Raw genomic sequence first — 16961 nt, forward strand, 5'->3', positions numbered from 1 at the left:
TTTATGGATTCGGTTCGCAAAGCGGATTCAGTTGAGTCTCCTTATCAGGAATAGCCCATTGCCAATCCCTATGTCCGGCCGGACGATATCTGTTCCCGTTACCCGTCACCGTTCCATCTCCATACATATTGTAATTAGAAGCTTCTGGATCCACCACTTTAGGCATTGCGTCTTTGTTCCAATATTCAATCAAACCATTCGGGAAAACCTCAGGACGAGGAGCCGGTCCACGGTCCAAATCCATATTCAAACGTTTCAAGTCGAACCAACGGAAACCTTCCCCCCAAAGCTCTATGCGACGTTGAGTCATCACCTCTTCTATCAAGTTTTCGCCCGTTTTCGTAGACAATGTATACTCCGGATCCCGATGACTTGCCAGCGGATAAAGAGCCTGAGCCGCTTTGCCTGGCTCCCCAGCACGTGCATATCCCTCCGCCATGATCAACATCATCTCCGGCAAGCGCATGAAAGGAACATCCCGGCCACCTTTCGTCGTAGGATCCGATACGATAAACTTATTGGCCATATAATTAGCATACGCTTTACTGTTACACTCCGCCCGGATCGGTCGCGGAAGAGTATTGGGATCGGTCGCCCTCGGAAACCAAATTCCTTTACGCACATCGGTATCACTGATCTTGTCGTATAACTTATTATAAATCGCACGAGGGGTATTGCCATTATACGAAATGATCTCATTCGACATATATCCATGGAAGTGAGTCAAGTTCGGAGCTTGCTGCAACAAAGGATTCGATCCCCACAACCATTCTGTATTTGATTGATCGCTAAAACGATCATTCAATGTCGTATAGGTATCATCTTGCAATTTGGCTCCTGATAGATCAACGACCAATTTAGCCATTTCAGCCGCTTCCAACCATTTACCTTGCGTCAATAAGATACGAGCCTTCAAACCGCGAGCCACGTGCAAATCAATATGCGACTTATTAGTCCGTTTCTCCTCCGTAGCACCCAATAATTGGATCGCCAAGTCGATATCCTCATTGATCTGCGTATACACCTCCTCTACAGAAGCTCTCGCTCTCGGCTCCGTTGAGTTATCGTTACGAATTACCACACCCAATTGCGTGTTATCGCCCTCTGCCTTATAACGGCCGCCATACATCTGTACCATCGTGAAATAGGCGAAAGCCCGGTAAAAATGGGCTTGCCCCTTGATATAATTCCTCTCGCTCTCCAAACCTTCCGCAGCATCGATATTATCGATAATCATACTACTGTTAGAGATAAAATATTGCAACAAGCGATAAAAATGGGTCGCGCTACCGATCGTCGCATTCCGATGGCTCGACCATTGAGCCTGCTTTTGGAACTGCGCATTGCTGTACGTATATACCAAATCATCCCCCATCACCTCATACCAAATCATCAACATATCGTAACCGCCATAAAAAGCCGAACTAGACAGATCACCCGTCCACATCAATTTATGCAAGCCATTTACAGCCAACATAGCCGATTGGGTATCATTGAACACTGCTTGCTCATCCACCGTTTGTGTGGAAGTTGTCTCCAAAAAATCCTCCTTGCAGCCATTGAATAATACCACAAGAGATAGCAACACTACTATATATATATTTTTCATATTGAACATGATTTAAAAAGTAAGATTCAAACCAAAAGTAAATACTCTCGCAGGCAAATAAACATCCGCATTACCACTATATCCTGAGAATATGTTTGAACGAGGGAAAATACCTTTTCGTTTCGTCAGCAAGAATAGATTCTCTCCTGACGCATATACCCGGAGTCCTTGCATGGAAACCTTCTCCAGCCATTGCTTCGGCAGATCATAGCTCAAAGTAGCGGAAGCCAACTCCAACATATTCGAGCTGATCAACCAACGAGTAGAAGTTCCCGCATTCATATTCGTATCTGCGAAATCCTCGATGCGAGGCACATTCGTGACATCGCCCGGTTTCTGCCAACGATTCAAGATATCCACATGCTTGTTGGAAGTCAAGGATGCGGATCCTGAAGGCTGTGTCATCAAATCAGAATATCCTACATCATACATCTTGCCACCTAGCTGGAAGTTAAACAACAGGCTTAAAGAAAGATTCTTCCAAGATACGTTCGTATTAAGACCTCCCGATACCTTCGGTGTAGATTCTCCGGCCCAATCATAAATGGCCTCATTCACGTTAGTCGTATATGTTTTTCCATCCACCTCTACCAGGTCGACAGACTCCACCGTCAGTTCCGGATCCGGCACATAGATAGAGTTTCCGGTAGCAGGATCTACTCCCGCCCACTGGCGAAGATAAAACTCATAGCGCGAATGTCCCTCTTCCACCCGATGTACTCCGCTGTTATAAGGTTCTACCGGCAAAGAGGTAATCCGATTTTTCAACCATGTAGCGTTAATTCCCACAGACCACGTCCAATCCTTCGTCTGGATGATTCTTCCGTTCAAATCAACTTCCACACCTCGATTGTACATCGTACCTGCATTCTTATATGCGCTGGTAGTACCCGTATCCGGTGCTTGCGGGATCGAGAACAATAAGTTGCTGGAACGGCGATCGAAATACTCTACACTACCCGACAAACGGCTTTTAAACAACTCAAACTCTAACGCCACATCGCCATTGCGAGACACCTCCCATTGCAAATCCTTATTACGAACGACACGTTGCTGGATATAACCGGCCTCCAATCCGTTCATGGCCTGCTCGTAAGCCGCTTGCCACGCATAGTAGCTACCGATGGCATCATTACCCACCTCACCGTAAGCGACACGCAACTTCAGCAAATCGATGAAATCAATATCTTCCATGAAACGCTCCTCGTCAATACGCCAACCAGCTCCTACCGAGAAGAATGTACCCCAACGGGAATCCTTGTAAAAGCGGGAGGATCCGTCGCGGCGCACGGATGCAGAAAGGAAATAACGGCTGTTATAGTCATAGTTCGCACGGGCAAGGAATCCCTCCGTCTTGTAGGTATTCGTATAAGAGTCTTGCTCGTCCGGCACCGAATAATTGCTGAACTCAAAGTTGCCATTATGGATGGTCTGGTTTTGCATGGAGCCTTTCAGGTAATTGTACTCATAATCATAACTCTCATGTCCTAATAAGACATCGACATGGTGATTGCCGAAATTCTTTGTATAGGAGAGCAATTGGTTGAACGTCCAAGTTGTCTCAAACGAAACGGTCTTCGTGCTTGACCCCACCTCAGTCTTCTCCGGATAATAGATACTGGCCGAATGCCCTAAACGAGAGCTTGTTCCCACGGCTCCGTTCACCGTAAACTTGAAATCATTCAAGAAACGGATCTCCGCATACAATTTCGCGTTCAATTGATTCCGCTTGTATCCGTTGCTGATATTTTGCAACTCAATAGCCGGGTTATTACCAGAGATATACGCACGCGAAGGCGCTTCCACACCCTCCTCGATCGTATAGGCCTGACCGAAGTCGTACACTTTATTACCATTGGCATCCAGCACATATTCTTTGGTACGAGGATCGTGTACATGGATCGGATAGATCGGTCCGATATAGCGAGTGAATCGGAAAGGGTTGTTGTTATTTCCCGAAGCTTGCGACTGCTGCCCTTCCGCCTTGCTGATATTCCCAGAGAGCGTACCGCCAATCTTCAAGAACGAGGTGATCTGCGAGTTAACATTCGTATTCAAGGTATATCGGTCAAACTTCGATCCGATGATATAACCACCTTCCGTCAGATAACCGGCGGAAAGATAATAATCCGACTTATTATTACCTCCGCTCACGCTCACGCCTATATCCGTACGGCTGCCCGTGCGCTGGATAGCGTCTTCCCAATCGGTATCATCCGCCCACATGAACGTAGCGTTCGGGTTAAGCACACCGTTCGCATCCACGACCTGATCGTCCGGCACGTTAAACGGATTGAAGCCCAGCGTTCCTGAAATCAAGTTTTGAGCGGCTGCCATTCCCGCTTGCTCTGGTGACGCACCACCACTTATCAACTGGTTGCGTGCGCTCTCCCAATATACTTTCAAATAATCATTCACGCCCAATCGTTCATAATCCTGACTTTGCCGATTCGTGAATCCTTGGTTGATTTTCACATTCACCGACATACGATCCTTACTACCCGTCTTGGTGGTTATCAAGATAACACCATTACCACCTCGTGCGCCGTACAGAGCTGCAGATGAGGCATCTTTCAAAACAGACATACTCTCTATATCACTGGGATTGATACTACTGATACTCTGATCGTAGGGCATACCGTTAAGTATAATCAAAGGGGTATTCGTCGCAGAAATAGAGCCCAATCCGCGAATATAGATATCCGAATCTGAACCGGGCTGACCACTGGCTGAGGCTACTTGCACACCCGGCGTAGATCCTAGTAAGGCTGAAGTTGCCGATGTAACAGGACGAGCCTCTATCTTCTCTGACTTCAGCAAACTGGCAGATCCAGTAAACGTACTTTTCTTAGCCGTACCATAGGCCACGACCATCACCTCATCCAATGTTTCCGAATCATCCTCCAGAAGTATCATCATCTCTGATTTGATCGGAAGCGTTTGCGAAGTCATGCCAACAAAAGATACGGTAAGCGTACGGGCATTTGCCGGCAAGTTGTCCAATGAGAAACGTCCCTCCACATCTGTAATTGTACCGATTGTTGTACCTGTCACAACAATATTAGCACCAATGACCGGCTCGTTATCAATTCTTTGCAAAACACGTCCTGCAACTTTCCGGGATTGTTGTTCAATGCCATTTAAATAAGAAGTAGGCAAAGCCTCGGCAGAAACACTACCTGCCACTGAAAAAGCCAATAAAAAATGAGCTAAAAGCACGTTTTTAAAAGTCAAACAACGAATGCATCCTTTTAGTCCGTGCATATTGTCAAAAAGATTCATAATAATAGTTTTAGATTTTAATTTATCAAACACAATAACATCCGCAAGATCAGAATAAATATTATAACATCAAAGTAGGAAGCTCATTTTATTTACATTCTCGTATAAATAACACATAAAAAGTAGCGAATTTTCGTGAACGTATTCCATAGAAACAAGCCTGCTATTCGGCGGTATCGTACTGATGGTTACGTTACTGACCGTAAGCAGGCATAGTTATAAAGCGGCACCTCGTAATCCCGTAAATGCCTTACAAAGCAAATAGTGAAGAGGAATATTAAACTCTATTCGCCCATTGGCAATTTACTTAACTGAGATATTGCCTGTAAATTGGAATAATCGTATTGGTAAAGGCCATCATCGGCGATCATCATCAAGGTATTCCTAAAAGGGATTACATCGTAACCCTCCATACCTGCATAATGAACAAGCTGATTAGCCAGCAAGGTCATAGGATCTTTCGCATTGAAGACCTTTAACCCTTCGTCACAGAGGAATAAAGTACCGTTATCGATACCTAATCCTTTCGGACATTTCATGCCATAAGTAACCAGCAGGTTCGGTTGGTCCACATCACTTACATCTATGAGCATCAGTTCATTGGTATTTTGCCCGCAAGTATTTCCGGAATGCACGGTCACATACGCTAAGTCATCCTCCACGACAACCGGATCACAACCAAAGACATGACTTACGGAAGAACGATACTTAGGCGCTAACGGATCTTCCAGCGAATAGATCAACATGCCGGTCGGAGTTCCCATGAACATCTTATCTTTATAGTTGAAAAGAGTCTCGACATCACGTTGCAACCAAATGTCGTTTGTCGTCAAGACAGGCTTGTCTCCAGACAGGTCGAAAACACACATGATATTCTGTTCTACCGTATATAAGTACTTACCATAAATAGAAAAACGAGCCATAGATCCGTTCACGCCCTGCGTGGAAGTACCCGGCGCCGCATCGTTCGCCATCAGATCACCGCCATAACTCGGATAATGGTAAATGGTTTCCTCCCGTTCCTTCGGCTCCCAACCAACCACGACACCTTTCGCTCTCGCTTCCTCCGAATAACACATATTATAATCGAACCCATAGCCATTCTCTATGGTCGGAAGCGCATAACGGAAAGCGTTCTCCACACGACCTTCCAATTCAGGTCTCTCCGGATCGGAGATATCGAACCAGACCAGATCCACATACGAATCCGCATACAATTTATCATCCTTGATCGAGAGATCCTCGTTACCGATCAATTCTACAAAGCCCGCTATCCGGGGAGATGCCGGATTCCTGTTATCCACGATATGGATGCCCTTATCCGGGGAAGAAATATACAGGTAATCCTTATAGAAACAGATCTTACCCCGCTTGGTGATTGGTACCACCTCATCCGTCACCTTCACTGAATTCCGAAACTCGGAGATCGACATGAATACCGGTTCGTTGATAGCATACCGCACGACCTCCACTCTCACTCCATCATCCTTGCATCCCATTAAGACGCAAAGGCTAAAGGCAAACGCCCAATAAAAAAGTTTCCGCATAATTATAATAGATTTAATCATTAAAAAGCATATCGTATACCTGCGCTCAACCCAAATCCCAACGGCTTGTCCGTACGGATACTAGCCGGTTGATCACAGTCAAAATAATGGGAGAAGCGAGGCTCGAAATAGAGGCTCCAATCCCCATAAAAACGATAAGCAGCACCGACCGAGGCATTCACGGACCATTGCATACCATGGATATCCTCCTTTTTGCTCTTGGAGATAGTCGTTCCGTTTCCGGCGATATAGCCACTATACACGGCCTGCAAGCCCTTCTCCATCATAAAGCCTCCGGAGAGATAGACATTCCATCGCTGATTCTTCCATAAATAAACCACCAGATTCAAGGGAATACCCAGATAATGCAAAGACGATTTCACCTCTGACGGGCAATCCCCTCCCCTCTTGAATGTAGTGGATAAATACGTATACATCAATCCACTTTCCACGGCTATACGCCGGCTCAAATCCTTCCGTACCGTAAAACCGAATGATATCGGAAGGGAGTAGCTAACGTCCGGATAAGATTCGAACGAACGATTATCCAAGAAGTTCTCATCCACCTTAGAACTCCGTAATACCGGGGCATTACGGAATGAGACCGTTTGGGGAGGCGTATTACCACTCTCCTTTTCATCATCGTCTTTATCCGGCTTATCCGGATCGGGGCTTCCTGCCGAATTATTCATATCTCCCGGAGAAGAAGCATCGCCATAACTCATATCCGTATTTAAAAAGCTATCTACATAACCACTAGAGCCAACGGCGGCGGCCAATAACCACTTGTTCCGTTTACTCTTCTTGGCTTTCTTTTTCAAAGAGGCTTTTCGTCGGGGACTCCGTTCGCCTTCCGGTAGAGGAACCGTAGAGTCACCTCGCTTAACGACTATGTCCGTCGAATCCTCGGACGCATCCTCCTTCACAGACGGTTCTTCTACGATAGCCGCAATCGCATCCTTCTCAATAATCTCGATAGTCTCACACTTCTCATCCTCCCGGATCGTTTCCTTTTCCCCGACAATAGCGGAAAGCTTAGCCTTTTTTTCCCATTTCAGCACTTTCGCTATACGTTTCTTTACAGGCTCTACAGGTAAAACGGGACGCTCCGGAAGAATATTCATTTCCTCCGCTTTCTCCGATATCTCTTTCTGAAAGGGGCTCAATTCCTCCAATGGCATCTTCTCCGGGGAAGGTAGCAGCCAAATAACCAAGGCCAGCACTGCGGCGGCGGCCAAGCCTCCCGTCCACAACCAACCCCGTGATCTCGCTTTCCGGTTCATCCGGGCCTCCACCTCATCCCAGCAGCCGGCATCTACCGGCAACCGGTGCTCTTCCAAGCGCTGCCGCATATAGCCGCTGAAATCATCCAGCCGTTCGTTATGATCCTTATCGTCCCGCATTTTCATGCCTTATTAAAGATTGTACACTCTTTTGCAAAGCGTTCCTCGCCCGGATAAACTGGGAACGGGAAGTCGCCTCCTGTACATGCAGCATCTCGGCGATCTCGCTATGCGTATATCCCTCTATCGCATATAAGTTGAAGACCGTACGATATCCCGGCGGCAATTGGGCCACGCAAGCCAACAAGTCATCTGCCGATAAACGGTCTAATACGGAGTAGTTGATATCTTCCAAACTGTCGTCATAGCCGTCCAGACCTACACTTAGCCTCGTGTTCTCTGAAGACCGGAGATATTCAAGAGCCGTAGTGACAAAGATCCGCCGTATCCATCCCCCGAAAGCCCCGGAGCCGGAATACGACCGGATCTTCGTAAATATCTTCACGAACCCGTCCTGCAGAAGATCACGGGCCGTCTCCCTGTCACCCACGTAACGCATGCAAACACTCATCATAGCAGGAGCATATTGCTCGTACAATTCCTTACGAGCCCATGATTCGCCTCGCATACATCCATCGATTAACAGTTGTTCATCCATAAGTACTTATGCTCTCTATTATATGGATGAAATAGGTATCCTAAAAGTTGCATCTTATTCAAAAAAAAATTACCTTCACATCAAAAATAGGAGGAGAGTGTATGAGACGAGGATTATTTATATTCATGGCATGGATATGTGTCGTTGGAATTCAGGCACAGTCTGACTTTTCGTTTATTTTAAATAAAGAAGGTAAAATCATCGTCCTGCCTAAAAACAAGACGTATGAGTTGAACATCCCGAAAGCCTCTTATAAGACATTTACCCCTGCGGGGACACGGGATATCGATATTAAACTGCGGGAGTTCACGCCCGATATTCCCCATACGTCCCTACAAGAGCGTCCGATGGATATGCAGATATCTTCCGCCGCCTATCAGCCGTTCTTTAACGTATATACCCCGATGCTTCGGGAGGTATCGCCAATGGCGTTGGATTTCAATGAGACTTATATGAAACGGCTAAACGAGAGCTTCGATCTTATCGCTAACGGTGTTCAATATACATGGCCGGGAGTCGGAGGCATGACGATCATGAACGGGGGTATTTCTTGGCACAGCGGCAATTGGAGTCTTTATGGCGGAGGATTCGGTGGTCGTTTCTTTAGTCCCTTCAACCCTAGTCCCGGAATAACAGCCGGCGCAAACGTACAAGTGGAATATCAACCTACGGACTGGTTGAAACTGAAAGGATGGGGACAATACGCTTATTACGCCGACGAGTACAACAATCCCCATATGCTTAGGAATCCCTTTTTCTATCATACCCAAGTGGGCGGCTCAATGGAGTTCAAGGTTACTGATAATTTCTGGATGGGAGCCGGTATCAACTATGAATACAACCCGGTACGACGGAAGATGGAACCACAGTTCCTAGTCTATCCCGTCTTCAAATCGGGCCGCTTCAAGATTGGAATGTGAGGAAGACGCTATTTCCGTCTCAAACATTCCTACGTGGCAACTGCCTAGGATACCGACGCCACCGTCTATATTGCTAAATACACGGATCGGTTCGGCCAGACCGCCATCGATCAAAAGGTTCGAAACTGAATCCGTGTCTTTATCTTGCAAAACTTTCAGATATCGATAGTATTCCGCCGAGATAGCATATAGGTGTACCCGTAGGTGCTTAGGAGGAATCGGAAGAAAATCTTCCTCATTTAGATCTTCTATCCCTATCGAATCCGGGACTACTTTTAGCGGATATGATCCATAATAAGGTTCATAATAATACTCATCCCTTAAGTGCAAGGTATATTCTTGCCCGTTTATTAACTCATCAGAAAAGACCTTTCCATCATACCCATACATCCAGTCATTGCCAAAGATTTGATCCAAGGCTGTCAACGATTGACCAAAAACAGGTTCAGTCGCATAGTTTGGACTCACCGAGAACCATTTATATTCTCCTGTATATTCCTTAGCTATTCCATCAAAAACAGGAATGCCCTCTTCCATACGGAGTAAATAATAATTCTCCTCGGCAGGGTTATCTTTGAGTGTTACCTGATAAATCGCATTCTGGCGAGCAGAACCAAAAGAGCCAGCTACCGTGGCATAGGTTACCCCCGCTTTCAAGACCTGAGCAGGCTCAGGCATGACCGTCTCAGCACTTGCCACACCATATTCCGGATAAGAAGCTTCCACACGGATACGATCCCCTTTCACCGGTATAAAATCAGACTTGAAATAACCTTTCGTGTTAAATGCCTCATCCCCCTCCTGAAAGCTCATACGCTCTTTAAAAACGCCATTCACGAATAAATTCACCTCGGCTTTATCCAAAGTCACGTTCGGATGATCATCCGTGAAAAACCAAGTACGGGAGACACTTACGGTTAAGGGTTCGCCGGTTATAGCGACACAGTTCACTACCAAGGTAGGATCCGGCCGTAAGGATTCAAGGTCGATCTCCTTGATGCAAGACATCAAACCAAACAGGCTTACTATACAAATCGTATTTATTAGAATATTCTTTATCTGTTTCATCTTCCTAGAATTTATAAGTATATGATAGGGAAGGTATGATAGGCATAATACCTATCAACTTAAAACAAGGTTTTGTTTTACCGCTATAGGGAGAAGAAGAATCTGGGACTAAGTTATTCGTTCGTTCCCAGTTATCACTTTTATAGACCATAAACGGATTCATCCGGCTATATACATTATAAATACTGATATTCCAGATGCCCATTCGTCCCTTCTTCTTCGGACGGTAAATATTAAGTCCCAAATCCAGACGATGATAAGCCGGCATCTGGTAATTATTACGACGTGTATACAAATCCACCACTTCCCCGGATGGTTCCCACCAGTTATTCATCTTGTATTGGTTGGAAATAGTAAGCGTACCAGCTTGCTCATAACTCTCCAACGACAAGGTCATTCGATTGCCGGAAGTATACGTCCAAGCGGCTGTCAGTTCCACCTTATCCGACAGTTTATGCGAAACCACGATATTCAGCTTATGCCGGTTATCGTAACGTGCCGGAAAGCGTCGCCCGTTATCGATCTCATCGAAACGCCGATCCGACCATGAAAGTGTATATCCTATCCAACCGGTCGTACGTCCGCTTTCCTTGCGAGCCAAGAACTCCACGCCATACGAACGTCCCTTGCCGACCGCCATTTTTTCCTCCCAAGCCGCCGTACCGGGCAAGAAGGAATAGCCGTCTTTATAATCCAACAGGTTCTTCATCCATTTATAATACCCCTCTACCGAGAAACTATAAGAACGCATCAGATTATAATAGAAACCAGCGGAGACTTGATCACTGATTAAAGGTTTCAACTTACGGGTAACAGGCATCCACGCATCCGTCGGCAAATTTATATAACTGTTGCCCAATAAATGGATATATTGCCCCATACGGGCGTATGAGGCTTTGAAGCTAAGATCGTCACGTAGCAACCATCTCAAGGAAGCGCGAGGCTCCAATAAGGTATAAGCCTTCCGCTCCACATTGAACAGGCTAAACCGAATCCCCGCATTCAAACGCAAGCTAGGTAAGACATTCCAATCATCCTCTCCAAAGATAGCCGCCTCACGGGCCCATAGCAGATCATTCGTATATATTTTCCCTATATTCGAAAACTCCAGCATACCGGAACCGGCTGCTTTCACCTCATTATACTCCGGGCGGAAACGGTGCATCAAGAAATCCCCTCCAAAACGAATCACATGCGACGTAGAAGGCGTGTAATCAAAAGAGGAACGGACGCCCATATCCAAGATAGAGGTAGAACTACTCGTTTCCGATGAAGAAGAGAGATAATTATCTTCTCCTTCCACACCATAATTATATTCTTTTGAACTCCGTACATTCGAGCGATACCGTGAAAAGACCCCGGAAACCCGTCCGAACAAACGGTTATTGAAGACATAAGTCCAGCCCAAGGTTCCCATCAAATTACCCCAACGCAGCGATGAATGGGTACCATCCGTATAAGGGACTTGCTCTTCTTCTGTTGAGAAATCCGTTCCCCCTCCTTTTAATACATCATTCCCGTTATATAAGCTGAAAAACATCCGGCTGCGATCGCTGAAACGATGATTAAGCTTTAAATTCAAATCGTGAAAAGCGTAACGAAGGTTGATCCGGCTCCCGTTCTTTTTTATGACCCTGTTTACGATCGCTATCGTCGGGGCAGAGAATACATCCAGCCACGAGCGTCTAAGCGCTATCTGAAAAGCCGTGCGATCCTTGATGATAGGGCCTTCCAAGCTCAGATTACCGGAGATCAGCCCGATCGTAGCGCTACCATGGTACTCTTTCATATTGCCCTCTTTGGTATGGACATCTACCACAGACGAGAGTCGCCCGCCATATCTCGCAGGGAAACCCGCCTTGAAAAAGTCCAGATTACGGATCGCCTCCGGATTGAAAGCGGAGAATAGCCCGCCGACATGATTGATCTGGTAAACCGGATTACCGTTTATCAAAAACAAATTTCCATCTTGGTCGCCGCCACGAACATATAAACCGGCCAGTCCCTCTGTCCCACTGGCTACACCCGGAGTCAGTTGCAAGGTCTTCACGATATCGGACTCACCAAACAGGGTCGGTGTCGCCTTGATCGTCTTCTGGCTAAACTCCATCGTTCCCATCAAGGTGTTATTTACAGACAAACGATCCCGCTCCGAGGCCGTAACTACCACTTCCTCCAGACGGGCGTTCGGACGCAACTCAATATTTAATATGGTATCCCTATCCAATTCCGTGAAATTAAAGGAACAGCTCTCATAACCAATGTAAGAAGCATGCAAGCGGATATTCCCCGGCGGAAGCGTCAAACTGAAAAAACCATAGCTATTCGTAGCCGAGCCTTTCCGGCTGGCGACCTCATAAACAGAGGCTCCGATCAGAGACTCCGAGGACGCTTGGTCCCTCACGAAGCCGCTGATCGTTACCTGTCTCTGTCTACGCTTCAGAATCACGATCTTTCCACTCACCTTATACACGATCGGATACGACTCGAACAAGCGGGTCAAACAATCCGTCAATGTCTCATCTTTCACTTGGAAACTGATCTTCGGAAGCTCTTTCAACAAAGAAGACTCATACGAGAAGGTCACGCCCGCCTGTCTTTCGATCTCTGACAAGACCTCCGGCAACGAAACCTCCTTCATACGCAACGTAATCCGGGGATCATCCTTCGTCTTGGCTGATTGGGCCAAGAGGTCTGGAACAGGCATAAAAATCATCCAGCAAAAAATGGCCATAAGCCATTTATTCATCCACTCTGTCATCATTCTACTTTATTGAGTTCATTGATAAGACAGGATCTCCCGGAAATACCCCTATCAAGGAAAAGCCTTTTTTTCATACCTCGTGAACTTACCGCTTCATGATGTATGAACCGGCAAGCGCAGGTCGTCAACGCAGGATGGGCTTATCCATCCCAAGGATTCCAATAAGGAGGCACCGTGTCTCTCGGCATCGTGATACGCGATTTATCCTCTTGATATCCGGTGACAATCCCAAAGCCGTTCTCCACATTCGAATACGTATCGGAAGGCTCTATCAACGCCCCGAAATTCGCGTCGCCGATCGTGATAGAGTACCCCCTCATAATCTTCATATATCGATAATAATCCTCGGAGATAGACAACAGGCGCACATCGTAATGAACGTCCAGAGAAAGGGTATCACTCTCATACGAGTATTCAACAGGAAAAACAGAAACCTTAATAGCATTCGTATTAACCAGATCCTCCCCTCTAAATACGCCCATACAGTAACGCCCATCCATCTGGCTCGTGATAGGACTACCTCCAAAAGACTGGAAAACAGGATCCTCATAATCCACGCTAAAACCGGAATAATACCAACTATATCCTCCTAAGCTACGGAAAGAGGTTACGGTACGGGTACTATCCCCCTTCCGGAAGTCCAAGATCTGCTCCACGATTAAACGATAATAGGAATCCGTCTCAACCCCGATTTTAACAGAGAAACGCAGATATTCGGCATAGTAGGCAGAAGATCGATAGGATAAGGTATCCACCTCATAAATCCGTGCCCGACCGGGGATACGAGTTTCCCCGGATACCGGCTCATACCCATCGGCCTCGGCCTCTATACGCAAACAATCCCCCTGTCTCACGAAACAACCGGGCAGAACATATTGCCCCCGTGAATGTATAGAATCTTCCGGCAGGTCATCATTGCGCATAAGACCTTGAAACTCATCATTGACATAGACACGGACTTTCGCATCGGATAACTCAAAATCGGGAACGCTATCCATGATAAACCATGTTTTCGAGAGATGAGCACACACCTCCTTTCCGGGACATACCGATGCGTTCAGTACAATCCGATCCGGTAGATCCTCCAAATCAATCTCCACATCCCGAACGCAAGAGACCATCAATAATCCTAACACAAACAGGTAAGGTAAATATCTTTTCATAAGCTAGAATTTATAAGTATAAGAAACTGAGGGCATGCAATAGAACAAAATCGTCTCCTGTAGCACCACCTGATATCGCTGATTTATATCCTGGTTTACCATAACCTCCGTCATGAAGGGATTCGGTTTCAAATACGTATTGTATATGCTTATGTTCCAAATCCCCATCCGACCCTTCTTTTTATATCGATAAAAATTCACGCCCAGATCCAAACGGTGATAAGGAGACAATTGATAATTATTACGAGCGCTCAAACCTGAATTCATCGGTCTGTATGAATCTACTCCGGCATACCCGTTCTCTTTCTGATAAATCGGAGACAGATATTTATACTCCGGCAAGCTAATATGGTTTCCTGAGGCGAACACCCAAGCTCCCGTCAACTCCACCTTCCGGGATAACTTACGAGAAACGACCACATTCACCTTATGCCGGTTGTCGAAGCGAAACGGGAAATGACGCCCCTTATTCACGGAACCATCCGGAAACCACCGATCCGACCAAGAGAGCGTATACCCGATCCATCCGGTTGTCTTCCCATTTGTCTTTTGCGCCATAAACTCCACACCATAGGTCTTACCCTTTCCCAAACCGACCCGGTCTTCCCAACCGGAGAAATGTGTCTCAACCGGCCAATGATCCTTATAATCAATCAAGTTATTCAACCGTTTATAATACCCCTCGATCGAGAAATCATACATCCGTTTCAGATTATAATAAAGCCCGGCAGTAATCTGGTGAGAACTCATCGGAGGGACTTGCTCCGTCACCGGGACCCAAATATCCGTAGGCTGGTTCACATAGGTATTCGATAATAAGTGGACATATTGGTTCATCTTACTGTAGGATATCTTCGCCGATAGATCCGGACGAAGTAAATAACGTGCCGACAAACGAGGCTGAAAAGAATGATAGATCTCATTCTCTACATGAAACAAGGTATACCGCAATCCGGCATTCACCCGCAAGCGATCCGTGACCCGCATCTCATCCTCGGCAAACAAAGAGAACTCATGCCCTTTTATCAAGGAATAATCATACAAAAGCTCATATACGGGATTTACTAACGAATCGTTCACCCAAGACCGTTGCTGGCTATTCTCCGGGCGAAAATTATGATACAGGTAATCCGTGCCCATTCGTATCCGGTGATTCATTGAAGGAGTGTAATCCACTGACAGCCGTACGCTCAGATCCTCCATCTCCGATTTATAACGGCTATCCCGCTTAATTGATTGCCGCTCTTCCCTATTTCCTTCGATCTCATACCCCTTCGCCTCTTGCCGGATATGCGAGCGAAAACGGCTGTAGCCCACCATTAGATTACCAAACAGCTTTTGCCCGAACACGTAGTTCCACCCTGCGGAGCCGATCAAGTTTCCCCAACGCCAGAGAAACATATCATCCGAATCCTCATGCTTCTCCTTGCTTCCCTGCCGAAAAGCATCTTGCCCCATATAAAAGCTCAAATAGGCCCGGCTACGTTCCGAGAAAGAATGGTTCACCTTCGCGTTTATATCAAAAAAGTGATAACCGAAACTCTCCTTGGTATCACTGTTCTTATTAATGATCGCCAAAGCCGTCCCTGTTATCAAATCCAACCACGTACGACGTACCGAGACATTAAACGAGGAGCGATCCTTAACAATCGGCCCCTCCAGATTCGCCCGTGCGGAAAGCAAACCCACGGAGATATTCCCGTGATACTCCTGCCGATTACCGTCATTCATACGGACATCTACAACCGACGAGAGCCTTCCGCCGTATTCCGCCGGAAAGCTCCCTTTATAAAACCGGGTATTCTTTATCGCATCCGGGTTGAACGCCGAGAAAAACCCCAACAAATGGTTCACATGATAGACCGGATTTCCATCCAGCAGATACAAATTCTCATCGGCCCCGCCCCCACGCACATACAAGCCGGTCATTCCCTCGGTGCCTACTGCCACGCCCGGCAACTGCTGTAAGGTCTTCACCAGATCCGCCTCTCCCAGCAAAGCGGGCATCGACTTCACCCGCTCGGCAGGTACGTCGATCACCCCCGTGCGGCTACTCAATATCTCGTAGCGAGGCCGGCTCCCCCGAATAACGACCTCGCCTAACGAGGCCAATGACCTCAACGGGAAGTCGATCATCGTATCCCTTTGCAAATCGATCTCTATCTCCATCGCCTTAAAGCCCACGTACGAGGCCCTAAGGCGGACCTTACCGGGTGGAAGTATCAAGCTGTAAAAGCCGTAATTATTAGACATCGTCCCTCCCCTCGAACTTTTCACCAGAACCGAGGCCCCCAACAAACTCTCATACGAGGCTGAATCCCTGACGAATCCGCTGATCGTATATTGACGGGGCTTTCGCTTTAAGATGATATATTGCCCCGTAACCCGATAGATAATCGGTAATGGGGAAAATAAGCGCTTCAAGCAGTACGACAAGGATTCATCCCGGACAGACAGGGAAACCTCTGGCAGCTCTTTCAGTAGAGAAGACTCGTACGAGAAGAACAATCCGGTTTGTTTCTCAAGCTCCATCAATATATCCAACAGGGGAACCTGCCGCATATCCAACGTAACCGTCGGCGTAGGTTCGGGCATCTGCGCATATAGATGTCCCATCCAACCGGGAAGCAAAAGAATCCCTATCAGCCATACAACAATAGATCTCAT

Annotated in this window: 10 protein-coding genes; 1 reads left to right on the forward strand and 9 read right to left on the reverse strand. The window is 46.6% G+C overall.

All coding sequences use genetic code 11. From position 1 onward, the window contains the following. Nucleotide 1: 1 nt before the first annotated feature. From CI959_RS05370 to CI959_RS05390, 5 genes are all read right to left on the reverse strand, one after another. Nucleotides 2–1609, reverse strand: coding sequence for a RagB/SusD family nutrient uptake outer membrane protein (locus tag CI959_RS05370; protein WP_005859529.1), 1608 nt, complete (start codon nt 1607–1609; stop codon nt 2–4). A 12-nt stretch (nt 1610–1621) separates the two neighbouring features. Next, nucleotides 1622–4891: a TonB-dependent receptor gene (locus CI959_RS05375; RefSeq protein ID WP_057316308.1), complete on the reverse strand. Its 3270-nt coding sequence runs from the start codon at nt 4889–4891 to the stop codon at nt 1622–1624. 284 nt (nt 4892–5175) lie between these two features. Beyond that, complete coding sequence (locus CI959_RS05380; protein ID WP_057316306.1) at nt 5176–6438, reverse strand: LVIVD repeat-containing protein; 1263 nt, start codon at nt 6436–6438, stop codon at nt 5176–5178. A 20-nt stretch (nt 6439–6458) separates the two neighbouring features. Next, nucleotides 6459–7841: a porin family protein gene (locus CI959_RS05385; protein WP_057316304.1), complete on the reverse strand. Its 1383-nt coding sequence runs from the start codon at nt 7839–7841 to the stop codon at nt 6459–6461. Then, nucleotides 7828–8379, reverse strand: a complete 552-nt coding sequence (locus tag CI959_RS05390) for an RNA polymerase sigma factor (protein WP_008772825.1) — start codon at nt 8377–8379, stop codon at nt 7828–7830. Before CI959_RS05390 ends, CI959_RS05385 begins: the two co-directional genes overlap by 14 nt. 101 nt (nt 8380–8480) lie before the next feature. Between CI959_RS05390 and CI959_RS05395 the strand changes: the two genes are divergently transcribed. Further along, nucleotides 8481–9299: a hypothetical protein gene (locus CI959_RS05395; RefSeq protein ID WP_005859539.1), complete on the forward strand. Its 819-nt coding sequence runs from the start codon at nt 8481–8483 to the stop codon at nt 9297–9299. Here the strand turns inward: CI959_RS05395 and CI959_RS05400 are convergent. The 4 genes from CI959_RS05400 to CI959_RS05415 form a co-directional block, all read right to left on the reverse strand. After that, nucleotides 9252–10367: a DUF4249 domain-containing protein gene (locus CI959_RS05400; protein WP_011967328.1), complete on the reverse strand. Its 1116-nt coding sequence runs from the start codon at nt 10365–10367 to the stop codon at nt 9252–9254. The genes CI959_RS05395 and CI959_RS05400 overlap by 48 nt on opposite strands. 4 nt (nt 10368–10371) lie before the next feature. Continuing rightward, nucleotides 10372–13131, reverse strand: coding sequence for a TonB-dependent receptor (locus CI959_RS05405; RefSeq protein WP_057316300.1), 2760 nt, complete (start codon nt 13129–13131; stop codon nt 10372–10374). A 140-nt stretch (nt 13132–13271) separates the two neighbouring features. Then, on the reverse strand, nt 13272–14294 hold the full coding sequence (locus CI959_RS05410) for a DUF4249 domain-containing protein (protein ID WP_057316298.1): 1023 nt from the start codon (nt 14292–14294) through the stop codon (nt 13272–13274). 3 nt (nt 14295–14297) lie between these two features. Then, nucleotides 14298–16961, reverse strand: coding sequence for a TonB-dependent receptor (locus CI959_RS05415; protein WP_057316296.1), 2664 nt, complete (start codon nt 16959–16961; stop codon nt 14298–14300).

This window comes from Parabacteroides sp. AT13 (assembly GCF_002272965.1).
GTDB lineage: Bacteria > Bacteroidota > Bacteroidia > Bacteroidales > Tannerellaceae > Parabacteroides > Parabacteroides distasonis.

What these genes read in the sequence shown, in the direction of transcription:
- CI959_RS05370 (WP_005859529.1), bottom strand. Translation starts at nt 1,609, where the DNA reads ATGAAAAATATATATATAGTAGTGTTGCTATCTCTTGTGGTATTATTC.
- CI959_RS05375 (WP_057316308.1), bottom strand. Translation starts at nt 4,891, where the DNA reads ATGAATCTTTTTGACAATATGCACGGACTAAAAGGATGCATTCGTTGT.
- CI959_RS05380 (WP_057316306.1), bottom strand. Translation starts at nt 6,438, where the DNA reads ATGCGGAAACTTTTTTATTGGGCGTTTGCCTTTAGCCTTTGCGTCTTA.
- CI959_RS05385 (WP_057316304.1), bottom strand. Translation starts at nt 7,841, where the DNA reads ATGCGGGACGATAAGGATCATAACGAACGGCTGGATGATTTCAGCGGC.
- CI959_RS05390 (WP_008772825.1), bottom strand. Translation starts at nt 8,379, where the DNA reads ATGGATGAACAACTGTTAATCGATGGATGTATGCGAGGCGAATCATGG.
- CI959_RS05395 (WP_005859539.1), top strand. Translation starts at nt 8,481, where the DNA reads ATGAGACGAGGATTATTTATATTCATGGCATGGATATGTGTCGTTGGA.
- CI959_RS05400 (WP_011967328.1), bottom strand. Translation starts at nt 10,367, where the DNA reads ATGAAACAGATAAAGAATATTCTAATAAATACGATTTGTATAGTAAGC.
- CI959_RS05405 (WP_057316300.1), bottom strand. Translation starts at nt 13,131, where the DNA reads ATGATGACAGAGTGGATGAATAAATGGCTTATGGCCATTTTTTGCTGG.
- CI959_RS05410 (WP_057316298.1), bottom strand. Translation starts at nt 14,294, where the DNA reads ATGAAAAGATATTTACCTTACCTGTTTGTGTTAGGATTATTGATGGTC.
- CI959_RS05415 (WP_057316296.1), bottom strand. Translation starts at nt 16,961, where the DNA reads ATGAGATCTATTGTTGTATGGCTGATAGGGATTCTTTTGCTTCCCGGT.